The sequence below is a fragment of the Pseudarthrobacter sp. AL07 genome, assembly GCF_029960665.1.
In the GTDB taxonomy this organism is placed as follows: Bacteria; Actinomycetota; Actinomycetes; order Actinomycetales; family Micrococcaceae; genus Arthrobacter.
This window is the reverse complement of sequence record NZ_JASBRB010000002.1, coordinates 341,677-361,527: the sequence shown is the minus strand read 5'-3', so window position 1 is coordinate 361,527 and position 19,851 is coordinate 341,677. Positions and strand designations below refer to the sequence as shown.

19 protein-coding genes are annotated in these 19,851 nt (G+C 64.8%); 6 read left to right on the top strand and 13 right to left on the bottom strand.

The window, feature by feature from the left end; all coding sequences use genetic code 11:
* Nucleotides 1–142 precede the first annotated feature (142 nt).
* The 7 genes from QK290_RS03625 to QK290_RS03595 all read right to left on the bottom strand — a co-directional run bounded on the left by QK290_RS03625 (nt 143) and on the right by QK290_RS03595 (nt 5,780).
* Nucleotides 143–598 carry a PAS domain-containing protein gene (locus tag QK290_RS03625; RefSeq protein WP_282329341.1) on the bottom strand — a complete coding sequence of 152 codons (456 nt, stop codon included), beginning with the start codon at nt 596–598 and terminating at the stop codon, nt 143–145.
* A gap of 161 nt (nt 599–759) precedes the next feature.
* Nucleotides 760–2,160, bottom strand: coding sequence for a UDP-glucose/GDP-mannose dehydrogenase family protein (locus tag QK290_RS03620; protein ID WP_282329340.1), 1,401 nt, complete (start codon nt 2,158–2,160; stop codon nt 760–762).
* Nucleotides 2,157–3,272, bottom strand: a complete 1,116-nt coding sequence (locus tag QK290_RS03615; RefSeq protein WP_282329339.1) for a glycosyltransferase family 1 protein — start codon at nt 3,270–3,272, stop codon at nt 2,157–2,159. Before QK290_RS03615 ends, QK290_RS03620 begins: the two co-directional genes overlap by 4 nt.
* Nucleotides 3,273–3,401: 129 nt before the next feature.
* On the bottom strand, nt 3,402–3,569 hold the full coding sequence (locus QK290_RS03610) for a hypothetical protein (RefSeq protein ID WP_348994430.1): 168 nt from the start codon (nt 3,567–3,569) through the stop codon (nt 3,402–3,404).
* A gap of 129 nt (nt 3,570–3,698) precedes the next feature.
* Complete coding sequence (locus QK290_RS03605) at nt 3,699–4,082, bottom strand: flotillin family protein (protein ID WP_282329369.1); 384 nt, start codon at nt 4,080–4,082, stop codon at nt 3,699–3,701.
* A gap of 203 nt (nt 4,083–4,285) precedes the next feature.
* On the bottom strand, nt 4,286–5,122 hold the full coding sequence (locus tag QK290_RS03600; protein ID WP_282329337.1) for an HNH endonuclease: 837 nt from the start codon (nt 5,120–5,122) through the stop codon (nt 4,286–4,288).
* A 196-nt stretch (nt 5,123–5,318) separates the two neighbouring features.
* Nucleotides 5,319–5,780: a DUF4383 domain-containing protein gene (locus QK290_RS03595; protein ID WP_185262874.1), complete on the bottom strand. Its 462-nt coding sequence runs from the start codon at nt 5,778–5,780 to the stop codon at nt 5,319–5,321.
* A 412-nt stretch (nt 5,781–6,192) separates the two neighbouring features.
* Here QK290_RS03595 and QK290_RS03590 point away from each other — a divergent pair, with 412 nt between their 5' ends.
* Nucleotides 6,193–7,509 (top strand): DUF6350 family protein, encoded by a 1,317-nt coding sequence (locus QK290_RS03590; RefSeq protein ID WP_282329336.1) that lies wholly within the window; start codon nt 6,193–6,195, stop codon nt 7,507–7,509.
* Nucleotides 7,510–7,544: 35 nt separating this feature from the next.
* On the opposite strand, the gene QK290_RS03585 is transcribed toward QK290_RS03590, so the two are convergent.
* The gene (locus QK290_RS03585) at nt 7,545–7,973 is read right to left on the bottom strand and encodes a hypothetical protein (RefSeq protein WP_282329335.1); all 429 of its coding nucleotides are present in this window, start codon (nt 7,971–7,973) and stop codon (nt 7,545–7,547) included.
* 39 nt (nt 7,974–8,012) lie between these two features.
* Here QK290_RS03585 and purN point away from each other — a divergent pair, with 39 nt between their 5' ends.
* Nucleotides 8,013–8,579 (top strand): phosphoribosylglycinamide formyltransferase, encoded by a 567-nt coding sequence (gene purN / locus QK290_RS03580; RefSeq protein ID WP_282329334.1) that lies wholly within the window; start codon nt 8,013–8,015, stop codon nt 8,577–8,579.
* A gap of 134 nt (nt 8,580–8,713) precedes the next feature.
* Nucleotides 8,714–9,649, top strand: coding sequence for a hypothetical protein (locus tag QK290_RS03575; RefSeq protein WP_282329333.1), 936 nt, complete (start codon nt 8,714–8,716; stop codon nt 9,647–9,649).
* Nucleotides 9,650–9,736: 87 nt separating this feature from the next.
* Here the strand turns inward: QK290_RS03575 and QK290_RS03570 are convergent, their stop codons facing one another.
* Nucleotides 9,737–11,089, bottom strand: a complete 1,353-nt coding sequence (locus tag QK290_RS03570; RefSeq protein ID WP_282329332.1) for an MFS transporter — start codon at nt 11,087–11,089, stop codon at nt 9,737–9,739.
* 142 nt (nt 11,090–11,231) lie between these two features.
* Here QK290_RS03570 and purH point away from each other — a divergent pair, with 142 nt between their 5' ends.
* Nucleotides 11,232–12,917, top strand: coding sequence for a bifunctional phosphoribosylaminoimidazolecarboxamide formyltransferase/IMP cyclohydrolase (purH, locus tag QK290_RS03565; RefSeq protein WP_282329331.1), 1,686 nt, complete (start codon nt 11,232–11,234; stop codon nt 12,915–12,917).
* Nucleotides 12,918–13,229: 312 nt separating this feature from the next.
* Here purH and QK290_RS03560 read toward each other — a convergent pair whose 3' ends face one another.
* Nucleotides 13,230–14,216 (bottom strand): hypothetical protein, encoded by a 987-nt coding sequence (locus tag QK290_RS03560; protein ID WP_282329330.1) that lies wholly within the window; start codon nt 14,214–14,216, stop codon nt 13,230–13,232.
* 280 nt (nt 14,217–14,496) lie between these two features.
* Here QK290_RS03560 and QK290_RS03555 point away from each other — a divergent pair, with 280 nt between their 5' ends.
* Both QK290_RS03555 and QK290_RS03550 read left to right on the top strand, forming a co-directional pair.
* Nucleotides 14,497–14,721: a hypothetical protein gene (locus QK290_RS03555; RefSeq protein ID WP_282329329.1), complete on the top strand. Its 225-nt coding sequence runs from the start codon at nt 14,497–14,499 to the stop codon at nt 14,719–14,721.
* Between the two features lie 234 nt (nt 14,722–14,955).
* Nucleotides 14,956–17,175 (top strand): NADP-dependent isocitrate dehydrogenase, encoded by a 2,220-nt coding sequence (locus QK290_RS03550; RefSeq protein WP_282329328.1) that lies wholly within the window; start codon nt 14,956–14,958, stop codon nt 17,173–17,175.
* A 115-nt stretch (nt 17,176–17,290) separates the two neighbouring features.
* On the opposite strand, the gene QK290_RS03545 is transcribed toward QK290_RS03550, so the two are convergent.
* From QK290_RS03545 to QK290_RS03535, 3 genes are all read right to left on the bottom strand, one after another.
* Nucleotides 17,291–17,785, bottom strand: coding sequence for a hypothetical protein (locus tag QK290_RS03545; protein WP_282329327.1), 495 nt, complete (start codon nt 17,783–17,785; stop codon nt 17,291–17,293).
* Nucleotides 17,782–18,996: a serine/threonine-protein kinase gene (locus QK290_RS03540; RefSeq protein WP_282329368.1), complete on the bottom strand. Its 1,215-nt coding sequence runs from the start codon at nt 18,994–18,996 to the stop codon at nt 17,782–17,784. The genes QK290_RS03545 and QK290_RS03540 overlap by 4 nt, the downstream gene beginning before the upstream one ends.
* 268 nt (nt 18,997–19,264) lie before the next feature.
* Nucleotides 19,265–19,851, bottom strand: a 587-nt coding sequence (locus QK290_RS03535; RefSeq protein ID WP_282329326.1) for a hypothetical protein, incomplete at its 5' end; no start/stop codon positions are given.

Below are 19,851 nucleotides of genomic sequence, written 5' to 3'. Positions count from 1 at the left end.
CGGCGTGCGTTCGTTAAGGCGCGCTGAAAACGCCCACGGAAGAGTCAGGAGAGCCCGGAATGGTCCACATTTTCAGGAACTGGTCATTGAACCCGGCAACACGGCCGTCGGCGCTGATCACCAGGATGCCGTCCGCCGTGGATTAGAGCGTGGCCGTCAGCAGCGACATGGCCTCGCGAAGGTTGGCGTCAGCTCCTTTGCGGTGTTCCGTGTTCCGTGTTCCGTGTTCCGTGTTCCGTGTTCCGTGTTCCGTGTTCCGGACTGAGACCAGCAAAACCTGGGATCCGCCGTTGTCCAGGAGTGCGCCTGCCACCTCGGCGGCGAACTCTGTACCGTCCCGGCGCAGTCCGTAAACTTCCCGCGGCAGCGGCGCTTCATCCGGCTGCGCCTCCAGGTGCTCCTGAAGCAGACGGGTTTCATTCCGGAACCCGTCCGACACGAGCAGCCAGTGGTCGCTGCCGATCAGCTGATCGCGCCTGTAGCCGAACAGCTTGCTGGCCGCCGCGTTGGCCATGTTGATGGTTCCGTCCGCGTTGACCGCTATGAGCGCGTCCGGGCTGGCATCAAAGAAACGCGCCGAAGTTTTGCACGCCCACATCCTGTGTTCTGCCGCTTGGAGCCCCCATGCGCTACCACCCCCACGCACATCATGAAGTGCGGGTTGTGATCCCGGTACGAAAATGCGTGACTTTTGAGTGGCCCTTGGGAATGGAGGCCCGGGAATTTAGGCTTCTGCTGGCCCGCAGCGGTGGAAGCGGGCTAAGAGTTACGCATTCCCGTCAGTCGGGCTCCGCCAACGGGCCCGGCTACGACGGAAGCGCCGGCGTTGGTGCCGAGGCCGCGGACCACCCAGCCTTCCGCCTGCCAAGCCACAACGTCCAGAACGTTTCGCGCATCCAGGATCACCCGGCGCCGGACCAAATCTGCGGCAACGGCGGGGGAGAGCCGCCGGTATTCGTCCCACTCGGTGAGCAGCAGCACCAGCTCCGCACCCTCCAAAGCCCGCGTTGCGGACGCTTCGAACCTCAGTTGCGGATACCGCAGCCACGCGTGGTTCACGGCTTTCGGATCGGTCACCGTGACGTGCGCTCCGGCGGCTGCCAGCCGGGCCGCGACGTCCAGGGCGGGGGAGTCGCGGATGTCATCGGTCTCCGGTTTGAAGGAGGCACCGAGGATGGTGATGGCGCGTCCGGAGAGCGCGCCGCCGCACAGTTCCCCGGCCAGGGACACTGTCCGGGTCCGCTGGCGGACGTTGACGGAATCCACCACGCCCATCCAGTCGCTGACCGGGTCCACGCCCAGCGCGGCGGCCTGGCTGCGGAGGCTGCGGATGTCTTTGGGCAGGCACCCGCCGCCGAAGCCCAGCCCGGCATGCATGTAGCGGTTGCCGATCCTCGGGTCCATGCCCATGGCCTCGCTGAGTTCGGCCACGTCCGCGCCGGACGCGTCGCACAGTTCGGAGATGGCGTTGATGAAGCTGACCTTGGTGGCCAGGAACGCGTTGGCGGCCGACTTGATCAGCTCAGCGGTGGCAAAGTTACACACCAGTCGCGGAATGCCGGCGTTCAGCAGCGGCTCATACACGGCATCCAGCGCAGCCGTCACCGCACGCGGCGCCCCCGTCCTGGGGTTGAACGCCGCGGTGCGTCCGCCCGCCACGCCGTAGACCAGTCGGTCCGGCACCAGCGAGTCCTTCACTGCGGTGCCTTGGCGCAGGAACTCCGGATTCCAGCCCAGCTTCACGTCCGGCCGCCCTGCGAGGACGCCCTGGACCATGTCGACAGTGCCCACGGGCACCGTTGATTTACCGACGACGACGGCGCCCCTCGCCAGGTGCGGGAGCAGCGCCTCGGTGGCGGCGACGAGGAAGGTGAGGTCGGCGCCGTCGGACGTTTTGGACTGCGGCGTCCCGACGCACAGGAAGTGGACCTGGGCACCGGCGGCAGCGGCGACGTCGGTGGAGAACGTGAGGCGGCCGGTGCAGCGTCCGTCGCGGAGCAGTTCGTCCAGGCCGGGTTCGAAGAAGGGGGCCAGGCCGCGCCCCAGCTGGTCCACTTTGGCGGCGTCCACGTCGATGCCCACCACGGTGTGGCCCATGGACGCGAGCGTGGCGGCGTGCACTGCGCCGAGGTAGCCGCAGCCGATCACCGATATTTTCACAGGGACGCTCCATTTCCGGAGATAGAGGACACAGCCAGTACTTCGCGGTATTGCTCCTCAAGCTGGGCGCACAGCACCGGCCACGTCCGTGCCTGGACCGAGGCGTGCGCTGCCGTGGCGAACGCGCGGCGCTTGGCGTCGTCGCCCATCAGGTCCATCACCCGGGCTCTGAAGCCGGCCAGGTCGCCGGGACGGTACAGCCAGCCCGTGCGGGAGTTTTCCACCAGGTCCAGGGGCCCGCCGCGCCCGGTGGCCACCACCGGTACCCCCGATGCCATTGCCTCCTGGATGGTCTGGCAGAACGTCTCGAACTCGCCGGGATGGACAAAAAGGTCGAAGGACGCCACCGCCTTCGCCAGCTCCTCACCGCCGAGGAACCCCGTGAACACGGCGTCCGGCAGGGCTTCCTGCAGCGCGGACTTCTCGGGTCCGTCGCCCACAATCACCAGCCTGGAATTCGGGACGTTGGCGAGCGCGGCGAGGTCCTCCACCTGTTTTTCGACAGCCAGCCGCCCCACGTAGCCGATGATCCGCTCACCGCCGGGGGCAACTGTTGCCCGCCACCCGGCGTCGCGCTTTTCCGGGGAAAACCGCGCGGTATCCACACCGCGCCGCCACATGCCTACCCGCGGAATCCCGCGGCCGCGCAATTGGTTCAGCGCGAAAGTGGACGGCACCAGGGTCCGGGTTGCCAGCAGGTGAATGTTTTCCACCCGGTTCCACGCCCAGTTCTCCAGGAACGGCACACCATAGCGGGCGGCGTAGCTGGGAACCTCGGTCTGGTAGATGGCTATGGTGGGGATCCCCAACTGATGCGCGGCCTGCACTGCCCGCCACCCGAGGATGAACGGCGATGCGAGGTGGACAACGTCGGGCGCGTAGTCGGCAAGGATTCGCTTGACCCGGTACACACCGCCCATCGCCACTCGCACGTTGGTGTAGCCGGCCAGCGGAACGGCAGGAACCCGGTGTACCGTTGCGCCGTGAACCACCTCGGCGGGTCCCGCGAACTCGGCGACCGCATGGGTGGAAGGGGCGATGACCAGGACCTCATGGCCCTGGTCCTCCAGGTGTTCAAGCACCCTCAGGATGGAGTGGGTCACCCCGTTCATCAGCGGCAGGAATGACTCGGCAACAATTGCGCGATCCTCACTCCTCCACGGTGGGCGCGGCGCCTGACGGGGCGGGGTCACGCGGGTTGAGTGGAGGGAAAGGTTGGGTTAACAGATCAGCCCTTGAGGTCAGCCGTCGTCGCCGTGCCGCAGCATGTCCGGGAGCTCGTCCACATAGACCGTCTGCGGCGGTTCGAAGTAAATGACCAGGACTTCGTCACCGACTGCGAAGACGCTCGTCTTGTCGAATGGGTGGGCATGGAACGCGTTTGTGCCGCCCAGGTAAGGCAGCATCACCTCGCCGAGCGTTCCGGGCCCAATGCGACCCGTCACGCGGTCCGGCCCGGGCGGCCTCGGCTTTGGCCCGCTCGGCGTTCGCCTGCGCCACCGACTGCCGGATGGCCGAAACACACTGCGCGTCCGCGATCATCGCGGCCGCCTCGGCCTCCTTCCCGGCGGCCTCACGGTTCCGCGTGGCCTCCGCGATCCGGGCCTCCAATTTGACCTGGGCGATGTGGGGCCCGGCGATGTTCTGGATGTACCCCGTGGGGTCCTGCAGGTCCTTGATCTGCAGGACCCCACCACCAGCCCCAGCTTCTCCATTTCCACCCCGCTGGCGCTGCGGACCTGGGACCCCAGCTTGTCCCGTTCGAGGATGATCTCTGCCATGGTCATGCTTCCGAAGATGGACCGCAGATGGCCCTCAAAGACGTTGTAGACCTGGCATTCCATTTTGGGCTGCTGGCCCAGGAAACGCCTGGCCGCATTTGCGCTAAACGGCGGGGTGTCACCGATTTTGTAAATTACCACGCCTTCCACAATCACCTGGATGCCCTGCGAGGTCACACAGGAAATCCTTTCGCGGGTGCGGAAAAGGCCTCGCCGCACAGCCCCAATAAATGCGCCTGACCTGGCCTGCCGGTTTGCGTGCCTGTAATTCCGGTCAGCGTGGCCAGCTGTTGTAGACAGTCTCGTTCGCGCCCGCCCAGGAGTCCAGAGCGCGGGCTGTTTGATTATTTGCCGAGGATCTCGCGGGCAACCCGCTGGGCCTCGATCTCCTCAGGGGCAACGGTGGTTCCACGGAGGAATCCCGCGGTGGCCATGAGTCGCCGCAGCTCCGCTTCCGTGCGGGGCGTGGTCACCCCGTGGTGTGCCATGGCGTGGCAGTTGGCGCACAGCGGAACCAGGTCCGTGAGCGGGTCCAGCAGGTAGCCGATGCCAAGCTGGGACGCCGGCACCACATGGTGGACGTCGATGAAGTCTTTGCCGAGCTCCCCGTACGCCAGTTCGAAGGAGAACCCGCAGGCCGCGCAGTTGGTGCCGCGGTGCGCGATGCAGGCCCGCCGCGCCACGGGGTCGTGCTCGTAGCGGTTGGTGCTGACGCGCACGACGGCGGTCTCCGGGTACGTGCCGGGCACAGGCTGGGTGGGGTCCTGTCCTTGCGGTGGCCCGTGTGTGGCCCAAACGCTGCGGATGGCCGCCGCATCGCCAGGTCCGAGCGCCATGCTTTCGGTTTCGGCCCTGTCCCACGCGACGCCAGGCACCGCTTCGATCAGGACCGCGGCGGGCACGTGGTCTCCTAGGGCCAGGAGCGCATCGAACGCCACCTGCACGGTGCATTCAGGCTGATCCGGGGTGGGCGCGGACTCCGACAGGACAACGCCATGGCCGATCAAACCCGGGCCGTGGGCTCCCATCAGGACCAGCCACACGCCGGTGCCGGCGGCCGCGCTTCGGCCCACGCTCCAGGGCTCAAGGTGCAGCCCTGTGGCAGCGGCCTGTTCGATAACGGCCGCGTAGTTCCAGCGGTTCCGACCGGCCGGGTCCCAGCCCAGGATGATGTCGCTCATGGGGCCATTGTTGCAGGCCCCATGGCCTGTGGCGCCTTTGGCGCGGACAGCCACTTGCGGCCGCTAAGAAGCGCCCCAAGAAGCCGGTGCAGCCGTTCGCGGAACGCGGCAACTGCACCGGCAGTAGGACGAAAATTCAGAACTTATGGATCATTTCTCATTCGCGGCTCCTGTATCCCGGCCTGTCATTTCCGGGCTATTTCCTCTCGCCGGACATGTTCCGTGAGAACAGCCAGCCAGCAGCAACCATCACTGCGCCCAGCACCAAGTGGGTCCAGTTGTCAGCCATGTTGAGCGACAGGAAATTGGCCGCCGAACCCACACCGACACTGAGACCGAAAATGGCGAGGACGATGTACAGTGCGCCTGCCCCGATGAGGAAGTTCCGTGCGCCATGTTCGGTCCGGGCCATTGCCCAGCCCGTGGCACCAATTGCCAACTGCACGATGTTGAGCAGCATGGACACCTGGAACAGGCCAAGGAACATCGCATGGGAATCAGGTCCCAGGAACATCAATTCGCTGTACTGAGTGGTGACGCCGGGGATAAATCCCAGGACACCCACCAACAACAAGACAATACCTGCTCCCATGCCGGCGTTCTGGACGTCTGCGCGCCCAAAATGAACTCCGTGTGCATGTGGGGATGCGGTAGTCATTTTTCTGCCTCCAACCGTGATTGCGGACATTCCAATTTTACGGCGATCCTGTGAAAAAAGCGCCGGATCAAGCCCGGATGAGGACTTCTGCCCAGCGACAGAATTGGCGTCTTCTGCTGGACTGGGACCCTTATGCGATCCTTGCCACTCCTCGCCCGCGCCTGCCGTGTCCCAGCGCCTGCCGTGTCACGGTCCCGGAGAGCCGGGCGCCGGAGGTCGGCGCGCTGCTGGTGAGCGACCGGGCGGGGGTGCCCGGACAGGCTGGACTCCCGACGACGGCGCGCACCTCAGCACCGGACGCGGGTTCATGATCAGCACCGCGGACTACGAACTCTGGTGAGGCACGTCTCGCAGGGAGAATGAGCCCGTCGAAGCCCTATCAGACGGCCCTGCCGTGACACCATGGGACACGATGAAACTACGCGCTGATCAGACCGGAGACCGTGGCCTTCCCATGCCCTTGTGGCTGCAGGGAGGCCTCGAAACGGCGCAGGCCGCCATCATCTCCGCGCTCCTGGCGGTGGTACCCATTGTGGCCGTCTGGGCCACAGCCGGGTTCCAGAACACCGCCTTTGATGCCCTGGCCCGCCTCGCCGGCCAGGGCTGGCTGCTGATTCACGGGGTGCCGCTGCAGCTCGCCGTTGTCTCCGGTGAGGCTGGCGCGGCCGGCGGTGCAGGTTCCGGCCTGCTCACCCTGGTGCCTCTTGGCCTGACCCTTATTCCGTTCCTGCTCGCCTGGCGCGCGGGACGGCGTCTGGCCCGGGCCTCCTATACGGACCAGCTGTGGCAGGCGCTGCTCGGGTCCTGGGTGGTCTACGCGGCGTTCGGTGCGGCCACCGCTTTTGTGTGCCGTACCGCAGACGTCGTCATCAACATCTGGTTCGCCATGCTCATCCCGCTGATACCGATCGCCCTCGGCATGGTGATCGGCGCCCGACGCGAGGCCGGCTCATGGAGCCGGCTGATCGGCGTCGACGCCGTGGACTGGATCTCGCGCACCAGTCAGCATTCCCGCTGGGCCGGCTCGTATTTGGGCTCCGCGGCCAAGGCGGGCGTTGTCGCGTTATTGGCGGCGTTTGCGCTTGCAGGTGCGCTTCTGGCGGTGGATCTCTTCATCCACTGGAACCTGGTTATTGCTGTCTATGAAGCGCTCGACGCCGGCGCGGTAGGGGGTGCGGCGCTCACCATCGCGCAGCTTGGGTACCTGCCCAACCTGGTGGTTTTTGCGCTGGCCTGGGTCTCGGGCTCGGGTTTTGCCCTGGGCGTTGGCTCGCAGGTGGGTCCGCTGGGCACCGCCACCGGGCCGCTTCCGTCCATCCCGGTCTTCGCTGCTATCCCGTCGGGTCCGCTGGATTACGGGTTCGTGGCCCTGGCAGTGCCGGTATTGGCGGGCATCCTGGCTGGCTGGTGGTTCCTGCGGGAAGGGGAAAACCACTTTGACGAATGGCTCTCCATCAAGATTGACGTGCGCTGGTTCACGGCCACGGTGTCCACACTGGTCCTCGGCGCGCTGGTAGGGGTTGTGTCCGGGCTGCTGGCCGCGGGGCTGGCTTGGCTGGCCCGCGGCTCTGCCGGCCTGGGCCGCCTCACCTCCATCGGACCGGACCCGTTGTGGATGGGACTGTGGATTGCCGCGGAGGTGGGCATCGGCGTCGTGATCGGTTACGCGGCCGGACCGTGGCTGGAACGCCAGCAGCACGTGGATGAGGAATCTGAGCTGAGCCGCTAGTCCTTCGTGGCTGCCGCTGGGCTGGCGTGGGGCTGTTACGGGAGCCTGGGCAGCGAGTTTTCCAGCTGGACCCGGCAGCTGGAGAGCGCCTGGTCCGTGATGGCCTGCCGCGAGCAGGTCTGGAAGTCCTGGACTTGGCGGAAAAACAGCGCCGTGGCCAGGATGACCAGCAGCATGATCAGCGATACCACCAGCCCCGAGATGGTGCCGAACAGGACAAGTTTGGACTCCTTGAGCGTGACCGACCGGACCAGCAGGAGGATACCCAGCACAAAGCTCGCGGCGGTCAGGATGCCGGTGAGCCAGAGGTAGCTGACGTCGAGCTGGTAGACGAAGAAGGCGCCCAGTACGGTAACAATAAAGGTCCGGAACAGGTTGCGGGTTTTGGTGAGCGAGTCCTTGGCGGCCTCGTTGAGCGGCTGTTTGGTCCGTTGCTGGCCAGCCGGTTCCGGGGTGTTGTTCATGTTTTCCAGCCTACGCGAGCGTGCCCATAAGCTAGACCCATGCGAATCGTAGTCCTCGTTTCCGGTACCGGGTCCAATCTCCAGTCAGTCATCGACGCCGTTAAGGGAGGGGAGCTGGACCTGGACATCGCGGCGGTGGGTGCCGACCGGGAGGGGACCTACGGCCTCGAACGCTCCTCGGAAGCAGGGCTGGAGACATTTGTGGTCAACTTCAACTCCTTCCCCACGCGCGACGAATGGGATGCCGCGCTGACCGCCCGCGTGGAATCCTACGCTCCGGACGTGGTGGTCTCCTCCGGCTTTATGCGCATCGTCAGCGCCGACTTCATCGCAGCTTTCGACGGCAAGTACCTCAACACACACCCGGCCCTGCTGCCCGCCTTCCCCGGCGCCCACGGCGTCCGCGATGCCATGGCCTACGGTGTCAAGGTCACCGGCTGCACGGTGCACTGGGCCGACGCCGGGGTTGATACCGGGCCCATCATCGCCCAGGAAGCCGTCGCGATTGAACCGGGGGACACCGAAGAATCCCTCCACGAACGCATCAAGATCGCGGAGCGCCGCCTCCTGGTCAACACGCTGGCTGCCCTCGCCGCCGCTTCCTAACCTCACCCAACTAGGTAGCAGCAGATGTCGTTTTGAGCCCTCAAAACGACATCTGCTGCTACCTAGTTGGGCCAGTGGGGGGTATGCCTGTGGATAACTCCACGGCGTGGCGCAAAATTTGCCACGATGGGCCCATGAAGACTCCGCAGCCACTGCCGGAACCGCTGGGTTCCTCTGGGTTTACTTTCCAGGAAGCGGCCAACGCCGGTGCAACGGTTGGGCGGCTGCGGCACCGTTCGTTGGTTGTACCGAGCCGAGGGATCAGGCAGCCGCTGCACCAGACGTTCACTGAACTATCGTCAGTGGTCCGGCCGTTGACCGTGATCACGGAATTCTCGGCCGCTTCCCATGCGACGGCCTTCACGTTGCGGTCCTTCCCGGGATTCCTGCCAGGGAGCGATGATCCCATCACGCACATCTCCCGGCCGGACACTAAGGCCATGCCGCGTCGGGCTGGAGTTCGGGGACATCGGGGCCAGTTCTTCGACGATGAAATTGTGAATCTCAACGGTCTGCTCGTCACGTCCCGGACGCGGACGTGGCTGGATTGCGCCCGGAAGATGAGCATTGACGAGCTGACTGTGGTTGCCGATCACCTGCTGAGGATTCCCAGGCTCGGTTTCGAGGGCAGATCCGAGCCCCACGCAACGCCGGCCGAACTGGCGGAAATGCTGGATCGGCACAAAGGAACGCCCGGCATTCAGAAGGCGCGCCTTGCGCTTGGGCAGGCGCGGATCGGGTCCGACTCCGCTCAGGAAACCAAACTTAGGCTGGCACTGGAGTACCGCGGGCTTCCCGAACCGCGACTGAACGTTCCATTGGAACTGGGCGCCGGCGTCGTACGTCAACCAGATCTCGCCTATCCGGAACAAAAAGTTGCAGTGGAGTACGACGGCGAAGGCCATTCCGAGACGGCGCAGATCGTCCGCGACATTGCCCGCGAAGAGGACTTTGCCAGGGCGGGGTGGTTGCTGGCCCGGATCTCGAGACGGCACATGGAGAACGAAGCCCGGGCCGCCGTCGCCAAAGTCCGCTCAGCGCTGATGAACCGCGGCTGGTCACCCAAGTAGGCAGCAGCAGATGTCGTTTTGAGCCCTCAAAACGACATCTGCTGCTACCTACTTGGGGAGGGAGGGAGGAAAGGGCGACGACGGGAGCTACTCGAGGCGGCGCTGCTTCGTCTCAGGGGAGAAGAACGCCATCCACAGGACAGCCGCCAGCACCAGCCCGCCGGCCAGGGCGAAGGACGTGGCCAGGCCAAGCTCGGGCCAGAAGTAGTTCGCGAAAATGAGCGGCCCAAAACCTGCCCCCAGCCGCGAAAACGTCGACGCCCAGCCGAAACCAGTGCCGCGGAGCTCGGTCGGGTAGAGCTCTGACACATAGGCGTAGAGCACCGGAATCGCTATCTGCACCACAAAGCCGAACACCAGCAGCCAGAACACCGCCGCCGTCGGGATGTCCACCACAACCGCAACGATCACCAGGGTCAGCGCGGACAGCGGGCCCGTGATGGCAAGGATCCATTTGCGGCCCACACGCTCCACCAGCAGCGCGGCAACAACAACACCCAAAAGTCCAACCGCCGCCATGGACGCCGTGGTCACAAATGCCTTGTATTCGGCGAAGCCAGCACCGATCAGGATCCGCGGCATCCATGTCAGGGACAGGTAGTAGACCAGCAGGATGCTGAAGAACAAAGCCCACGCCGCGGTGGTGATCTTCCAGTTGAACTGCCACACCAGCCGCAGCTGGTGCCAGGCGCTGCCCGCGGAGAGCCGCGGGACTTCCTGGGCGTCGGGAAGGCTGTAGGCGCGCGGTTCGGCACCAGTTGCGGCCACGAGGGCGTCGATGACCTTGGCCGCTTCGTCGCGGCGGCCCTTGCGGATGAGAAACAGCGGCGACTCCGGAACGCTGCGCCTGACCCAGAACACGAGAAGAGCAGGCAGCACCATCACCAGCATGGTCAGCCGCCAGTCGCCGAACACGGCCACGAGCCCGGCTGAGACAAAGCCGGCAAGGGCCGCGCCCACCGGCCACCAGCCGTCCATCGCGGTGAGGACTCTCCCGCGCTGCTTGCGTGGTGTGAACTCTCCCACCAGCGCGTAGTCCACCGGTATGCAACCGCCCAGACCGAAGCCGGCCATAAAGCGGAACACGCAGAACCAGATGAAATCGGGGGAGAACGCGCCCAGCACGGTGAAGAGCGAGAAGATCAGCAGCGTGGCCGTAAACGCCTTCTTCCGCCCGATCGTGTCCGCGATGGTGCCCCACACAAACGCGCCCACGGCCATGCCGATCAGGTTGGACGTACCCACCCAGGCCACTTCGCCGGGGGCCAGGGCCCAGTGCGTCGAGAGCAGCGGAATCAGGATGCCGTTGAGCGTCACGTCCCACGCATCGAACATAAAGCCGAGGCCGCCGATCACGAAGATCCTGCCCTGGACTTTCCAACGCCAGGGCAGTTCCTGGACCACCTGTTCGCCGCTGGGCACAGTGGTGTAAGTATTCATCGCAGCCTCCTGTGAAAACTCTAACCGTGCTCACTGACGTTCACACTGCCGCCGGCAAGCGGGGCAACCTGCACAACACGATAAACTGGGCCTATCCCCACCAACCGCGGTACTGTTCCGCGAGATCAGACGGAGACTTTTTGTGAGCGTCACGCAGCCTGACCGTGTATCCATCGACCGTATTCCCATCCGCCGGGCGCTGATCTCGGTGTACGACAAGACCGGTCTGGAGGAGCTCGCCAAGGGCCTGCACGCAGCCGGCGTGAAGATCGTCTCCACCGGGTCCACGGCCAAGAAAATCGCCGCGGCCGGCATCCCGGTCCAGGAAGTCGAAGAAGTCACCGGGTCCCCGGAAATGCTGGATGGCCGCGTCAAGACCCTGCACCCGCGCGTCCACGGCGGCATCCTGGCCGACCGCCGGGTCCCGGCCCACATGGACACGTTGACCAAAATGGAGATCGAAACCTTCGATCTGGTGGTGGTGAACCTCTACCCGTTCGTTGAGACCGTGAAGTCCGGCGCCGCGCAGGACGATGTCGTTGAGCAGATCGACATCGGCGGCCCCGCGATGGTGCGATCGGCAGCGAAGAACCACGCCGCCGTCGCCATTGTTGTTGACCCCACGTTCTACAGCTCCGTGGTCACCGCCGCCGCTGAGGGCGGCTTTGACCTGAAGACCCGACGCCGGCTGGCCGCCAAGGCGTTCGCCCACACCGCCTCCTACGACAACGCCGTGGCCACCTGGACTGCCAGCCAGTTCCTGGATGAAGACGGCGACGGCATTATTGACTGGCCTGCCTACGCAGGCCTGTCGCTGGAGCGCTCCGAGGTCCTCCGCTATGGCGAAAACCCGCACCAGCAGGCTGCGCTGTACGTGGACAAGGCAGCCCCGGCCGGCATCGCGCAGGCCGACCAGCTGCATGGCAAGGCCATGAGCTACAACAACTTCGTGGACGCCGATGCCGCACTCCGGGCCGTGTTCGACTTCGCCGAGCCCGCCGTCGCCATCATCAAACACGCCAACCCGTGCGGTGTCGCCGTGGGTTCCGCGGGTGCTGCAGACCCGATCGCCGATGCCCATGCCAAGGCCCACGCCTGCGACCCCGTTTCGGCCTTCGGCGGTGTCATCGCTGCCAACCGGACGGTCACCGCCGCCATGGCACAGACCGTCGCCGGCATCTTCACCGAGGTTGTCATCGCCCCGGACTTCGAGCCGGAGGCCGTTGAGATCCTCGCCAAGAAGAAGAACATCCGCCTGCTGGCCCTGCCCGAAGGCTACGGCCGCTACCCGGCAGAAATGCGCCAGGTTTCCGGCGGCGTCCTGGTACAGATGAGCGACAGGGTGGACGCCGACGGCGACAACCCCGCCAACTGGACCCTCGCCGCCGGCGAAGCCGCTGACGAAAAGACCCTCGCGGACCTCGCCTTCGCCTGGACCTCCTGCCGCGCCGCAAAGTCCAACGCCATTCTGCTCGCGAACCACGGTGCCGCAGTTGGCATCGGCATGGGCCAGGTCAACCGCCTGGATTCCTGCAAGTTGGCCGTAGAGCGGGCCAACACGCTGGGCGTTTCGGTGGAGTCCGACGTCGAAGGTGCTGGCGGTGCGTCAAACGCCAACACCAGCGGCGCACCGCAGCGCGCCCTCGGTGCCGTCGCTGCTTCCGACGCATTCTTCCCGTTCGCTGACGGCCTGCAGATCCTGATCGACGCGGGAGTCCGCGCCGTGGTGCAGCCGGGCGGTTCCGTCCGGGATGAGGAAGTCGTGGCCGCAGCCAACGCGGCCGGCATCACCATGTACTTCACGGGTGCACGCCACTTCTTCCACTAGTCCCCAGCGCTTGCCTAAGCTCGGTCAGGAAACCCTGCCGGCGTGGGCCACCCTCCGGCTCCCGCCCACGGTTAACGTCGACGGTGCCTGTCCCAAGCAAGGGACAGGCACCGTCGGGCTTTAATGGGCAGCTACGAAGGCCGTTGTATAGGGTCCGCGCCCCGCTGCTTGAGGCGCGGACCTCCTTCCGGAAGCCGGAGCTCCCGGGGCTTTGTATCGGCCATTCGCTGTTTGGTCCAGTACTCGAGGATCTCCTCGTGCGACGCGGCAAGCTCGCTGTGGCTGACGGATTCGCCGCCTGGCGAGGATTCCTTAGGAAGCGGCTGCACTGGCGTAGGTCTGCTGGATGACAGTGCCCCAGTATGGGCCGTACATTACGGCGGAACCGCTGTTGTAGCCGTAGCTGTTGATGGAGTTCTGCAGGCCGTTGGAACCGCTGGTTTCGGGGGTGCTGCCCTGGATGAACCAGGGACCGCCGGAGGATCCGCCGGTCATATCGCACGGTATGCCCTGCGAGTTGAACTGGGGATTGCGCCTGTCGTCCGACGCGGTGCCGTAGCAGCTCTTGAGCGTCTCGCCGTTGAAGGGTGAAGCTGCGGGGTAGCCGTAGGACTTGTAGGTCAGGCCGCGGGCTGCGTTGAATTCGACGCCGGATCCGGTCACGACGTCCGAGAGGTACTGGCCGTTGAGCTGGTTGACGACTGCGAAGCCGGTGTCGTACTGCATGTCGCCATAGGTGCTCCATTCGCTGGGGGCGGAATAGGCCCTGGCGGTCCACTTGCCGTACGGGGTGGCGCCGTTGTTGTAGGCAGGAACAAAGATGAACTTAGTGGCGAAGGCTCCCGGGCCCTCGTTGAGGCAGTGGCCGGCCGTGGCGACGGTGCTCTTGTTGGCCGAAACAACGGCGTTGCCTGAACAGACGTAGTTGGTGCCGCCGAGGGTGAAGAAGACCTTGCCGATGTGGTCGACGGGGTTTTCGTTGACGGCAATGGTGGTCCTGCCTTTGGTGGCCTGGACCTTGGTGTTTTTGCCCTTCTCCACTGTCGCGGCGCTGGACGTGTTGCCGCGCTCCAGTGCCTTGCCGGCCAAGACGTCACCGGGAATCGCGGCGCGCATGCGGTCTGATGTCCAGTAGTCTGCCGCGCCGGTGCTGTCCAATGCAGTGCTGGTGACGGAGGCTTGCCCTCTGTCCCCGGACGGCGTCGGTGCTGCCGATGCTCCGCCGGCCGTGGTCAACGCCAGGAGCGCGGCTGCGGAAAGGCTCAGAAGGCTGGTAGCCAGAGACCTCGTGCGTGTCATGGTTGTCCTGTCTAAACGGGTGGGGGAGGGCTCCAGTCAAGCCCGCCGAGTGACCTACCGAATTTATCTGGATTTGACAAATTTGTAAATAGTGGTGACGTCTCATGTAGGGTTCGCGCCTGACCTGCGTGAAAGCCGTACCGGAACCGCAAAAATCCCGCAGGATGTGCCGCATCCTTATGTCCGTTCTGGCGGCGCCTCCCGCCAGCGGGTAATTTTGAAGCACAGCAATGATTGTCCGACTGGGCTCCGGACACGTTAGAGATTTGGGGTCCTCGCCATGTTTTCCTTCCGTAAACCAGTCAAGAAGTCCGCCGCCCGTGGCCGTCACTTCTCCGCCGCCGACCCGCAGGAGGCTGCCAACGACCTGGCAGCCCAGGCTGCAGCCTTACGGCTGCGCGACGTTGACCCGGTTCGCACCTTCACCGCAACCTCGGAGCTTCGCCGCCGCGATCCCAACTACGCGCAGATCTGGCCCAGTGATGTTCCCCACAGGCGGCGCTGACTGAACTGGCGCCCTGGAGGGCTACGTCCGAAACTCCTGGACACCGCGCGACGGGGTTTGCCGCCCGGTGTGCGCCGCGCCATGGCGTGATTTCCAACGCTGTATTCCGGCAGTAACGGAGCGGCGCCTACGGCTGCGGGTGGGGTTCAAAACCCTGTCCTCAGGTAAGTTAGGGGTGGTGAAATAGAACAAAATTTCCAAAAAATCAGCCGACCTCCAGGGAGACGCCCGCGCATGTCCAAGATTATCTATACCCACACCGACGAAGCGCCGATGCTGGCTACTTATTCGTTCTTGCCGATCATCGAGGCGTTTGCTTCGACCGCAGGTGTGGAGGTGGAGACCCGTGACATTTCGCTCGCAGGCCGCATCATCTCCGTGTTCGGTGACTACCTCACCCCGGAACAGCAGATCAGCGACGCCCTTGCTGAACTCGGTGAACTGGCAAAGTCACCGGATGCCAACATCATCAAGCTGCCCAACATCAGCGCTTCTATCCCGCAGCTGAAGGCCGCCATCGCCGAGCTCCAGGGCCAGGGCTACAGCCTGCCCGACTACCCGGACAACCCCTCCTCCGACGAAGAAACGGCTGTCCGCTCCCGTTACGACAAGATCAAGGGCTCCGCTGTGAACCCGGTCCTGCGCGAGGGAAACTCGGACCGCCGTGCGCCGCTGTCCGTGAAAAACTACGCCCGCCAGAACCCGCACTCCATGGGTGCCTGGTCCGCGGATTCCAAGACCAACGTCGCCACCATGACCGCTGACGACTTCCGCGCGAACGAGAAATCCGTGGTCATCGGGTCCGACGGAACCATCGCCATCCAGCTGGTCCGCGAAGACGGTTCGGTCAAGGTTCTGAAGAAGGCCTTCCCCGTGCTGTCCGGTGAAGTCATCGACGGCACTGTTATGCGCGCCGCAGCGCTGGACGAGTTCCTGGCAGCCCAGGTAGCCCGCGCCAAGGAAGAGGGCGTCCTGTTCTCCGCGCACCTGAAGGCCACCATGATGAAGGTCTCGGACCCCATCATCTTCGGCCACGTGGTGAAGGCCTACTTCTCTGAACTGTTCGAGACCTACGGCAAGCAGCTCACCGCCGCCGGCCTGAGCCCCAACAACGGCCTGGCCGCCATCCTGAGCGGCCTCGAGGAGCTGCCGGAGGACGTCCGTGCAGGCGTCAAGGCGCTCATCCAGAAGGGGCTCGACGACGGCCCCGCCCTGGCCATGGTGGACTCGGACAAGGGCATCACCAGCCTGAATGTGCCTTCTGACATCATCGTGGACGCTTCCATGCCCGCCATGATCCGATCCTCCGGCCACATGTGGGGCCCGGACGGCCAGGAAGCCGACACCCTGGCGGTCCTTCCGGACAGCTCCTACGCCGGCATCTACCAGGTTGTTCTGGACGACTGCCGCGCCCACGGCGCCTTTGACCCCACCACCATGGGGACCGTCCCGAACGTAGGCCTGATGGCCCAGGCCGCCGAGGAATACGGCAGCCACGACAAGACGTTCGAGATCCAGGAAGCCGGAACGGTCCAGATCGTTGACGGCTCCGGTGCTGTTCTGATCGAACACGAAGTTGCCCCGGGGGATATCTGGCGCGCCTGCCAGACCAAGGATGCCCCCATCCGCGACTGGGTCAAGCTTGCCGTCGCCCGCGCCCGCGCCTCCAAGACGCCCGCGGTGTTCTGGCTGGACGAGACCCGCGCGCACGACAGCAACCTCATCGCCAAGGTTAACGAATACCTCAAGGACCACGACACCGAGGGTTTGCAGATCGAAATCATGTCTCCGGTGGAGGCAACGGCCTTCACCCTGGAGCGCATTCGCAAGGGCGAGGACACCATCTCCGTCTCCGGCAACGTGCTGCGCGACTACCTCACGGACCTGTTCCCCATCCTGGAACTGGGCACCAGTGCCAAGATGCTCTCGGTTGTTCCGCTGATGAACGGTGGCGGACTCTTCGAGACCGGGGCCGGCGGGTCGGCACCCAAGCACGTCCAGCAGCTTCTCAAGGAAAACCACCTACGCTGGGACAGCCTGGGTGAATTCCTGGCTCTGGCCGTCAGCTTCGAACATCTGGCAACTACCACTGACAACGCCCGCGCGCAGGTCCTGGCAGACAGCTTGGACAAGGCGACAGGAACCTTCCTGCTGGAAAACAAGTCCCCGAGCCGCCGCGCCGGCGAGCTGGACAACCGTGGCAGCCACTACTTCCTCGCACGTTACTGGGCCGAGGAACTGGCCAAGCAGAACGAGGACACGGAACTGGCGGCATCGTTTGCGGCTGTGGCCAAGGAGCTTTCCTCCAACGAGGACGCCATCATCGGCGAACTGGCCGCGGTGCAGGGCTCAGCCGTGGACATAGGCGGTTACTACCGTCCGGATGAGGCCAAGACCTCAGCCGTGATGCGTCCGTCTGCGACTCTGAACAAGGTTATTGCGACCCTGGGCTAATCGGAAACGAACCCTAAGAGGCGGCGCCCCGGGGAACCTGGGCGCCGCTTTTTCGTCTTTTTAGTGGTACGGGATGAAGCATGGGTGGGTTAATAACCGTCCACGGCGCATGACCTTAGTTGTCCTTGCCCTTGCCTTTATTTCCCCTGCCTTCATCGGATGACGGAGATGCCGGTGCCGTGGCCACCTTGGCGGCCTCAGCCGCAGCGGCATCCGCTTCTGCCTGCTTTTGCGCCGCGGCCGCATCCGCTGCAGCCTTCGCTGCTGCTGCGTCGGCTTCGGCCTTGGCCGCTGTCAGGTCTGCGCGGACAGCGGCAGCGGCCGTGGTGATGCTGCGCCGGCGTTCCTCCGTAACCCTTCCGCTCCCTACAGCGGACGCGAGATCGGCCTCGAGGCTCTCCAGGGCCGCCAGCCCACCGGAAATGTCGTTGGCGGCGGCAGCCTGGCTGACGCGGAGGACCCGTTCCTGGAGTTGGCGGGCGGAATCACGTTCCAGGCCGGTCTCGGCCGGGCCGCACGCTGCCAACGAAACGGCCAGCAGAACGGCTGTGGCAATAGTGAGGCCCTGGGCTGCCGCAGAACGCAAACGGTGATTCTGGGCACTGCTCATGGTTTCACGCTCTCCTGAAGTTCCTTCAGATGGTCGCCCAAAGCGCCGGTGACGGCGGGGTAAGGAACGACGTCGGGCGTTGGCTCAGGTGCCAGACTGAAGGTCAGCGCCGTTACGGCTGCTCCAGCGGAGAGAACGCCCAACGCGATGACTGTCCAGAACCGCCTTCCGTTGTGGCGAAGACGGGACAAATCCGGGACCCGGCTGCGCGGGTGGAAACGGCGGGTGACGTCCCTTTGTGTCCTGCTGGCCAGGACCACCGGCAGGTCGGATTCAGCGGTGATGGCGATGGACGGTGGCCTGAACGGCATGGCCGGGAGTACTCGGGTTGTCTCCGGTTCAAGCTGGCCCGGTGCTGACACGGGTGACACCAGGGCCTGACGCAGAACGGATTCAACGTCGGCCGCGACGGGACGTTCCAGCGGTTCGATGGCGGTCATGGAACGGATCAGATCAGCCCACTCCGCCGGAAGGTCAGTAGGGATCTCCGGCGTCCGGTGCAACCTGGCCACTGCGGATTCAACGGCACTCCCCGGGAACTCAACGGTCTGCTTGACGCATTCCAGGAGCACCAGACCCAGCGAGTAGATGTCAGTGGCGGCCGACAAGGGAGAGCCCATGGCCTGCTCCGGACTGAGGTACGCGGCCGTTCCAACCATGGTACCTGTGGAAGTCAGCCGGGCCGCGTCCGCGATCCTGGCAATGCCGAAATCTGTGAGTTTGGGGCGTAAAGGCTCGCCCGGACGGATCTGCACGAGCAGGATGTTCCCGGGCTTGATGTCGCGGTGGATGATGCCTAGGCCGTGCACGTAGGCCAGCGCGTCAGCTATGCCTGCCCCGATGACTGAAAGTTCGTCCAGGGGAACTGCACTGTGCCTGATCCGGCTGCGGAGGTCCTGGCCCTCCACGAGTTCCATGGTCAAGAAGGGGCGAGGTTCGGCCAGGACGCGCGTATCGATGCCTGCATCGAACAGCGTGACCAGGCTGGGATGGTTGAGCGTTGCCAGCAGTTGGATTTCGGCTTCCTGGCGCTTGAGCTCATTGGCATCAGGCGCCTGTGGGGCAAAGAGCTTCAGGGCGACATCCCGGCCCAGGTTTTCGTCCCGGGCGCGGTAGACGGTTGACATGCCGCCGCGGCCGACAATGTCCGCCAGCCGATAGCGTCCGCCGAGCAATTCATTCTTTATGGAGCTAGGCGAATCCGCCACCATGACCAGTTCCTCCCGGTGCGCTGCGGCACTGTTCATTGCCAATAATACCGGCCGGTAGTGCATCCTAAAGCCGTCAGCCGAAACGCCGACGGCCCGGCTGAGACGTGATTGGGACTTTCTCAGCCGGACAACCGGTCACAAGGGACAAGTGCTGGTGGTTGAGCTCTCCGGTGGCCACCTCCTGTCTGAAAAGTTGGCTAGGCCGCGAACGGCGGAGCCGGTGCGTTGACGGTCTTAGGCGTCACAGTCCGCTGAGTGCGGAGCCCGCCTAGGCCGTCCGGCGCCGCTTGAGCATCAGCAGTCCGGCAAGCAGCAGGATAAGGGCGAGCGGGATCAGGGAAGCTTCCATGCCCGTCTTGGCCAGCAAAGTGGCGCCGCCCCTGCCCGGGGTGCTGCCCGGGGTGCTGCCCGTGGTGTTCACCGCGGCAGATACCGAGCCCGTGGTGTTGCCGGCGGGAAGAACGGTGATGCCGGTGGTGTCAGATCCCGTAATGCCGGAGGCTCCGGTGCCCGGGTCCGTAGTGTTCGTGCCACCTGTTATGCCGGTTCCCGGGTCCGTAGTGTTCGTGCCACCTGTTATGCCGGTGCCCGGGTCCGTAGTGTCCGTGCCACCTGTTATGCCGGTGCCCGGGTCCGTAGTGTCCGTGCCACCTGTTATGCCGGTTCCCTGGTCTGTGGTGTCATTGCCGGGCGTTTCCGTACCTGGGGTTCCACAGCCGTCGGTTCCACCGCCGATGATGACGCATGCATCAAGACCAACATTCACATCATCAAGGACGCCGGACGTGTCCAGGCCCAGACCTACGTCACCCGCGGTGCCGAGGCCGTTGGTACCCCCGAGGTTGGCGTCGACCA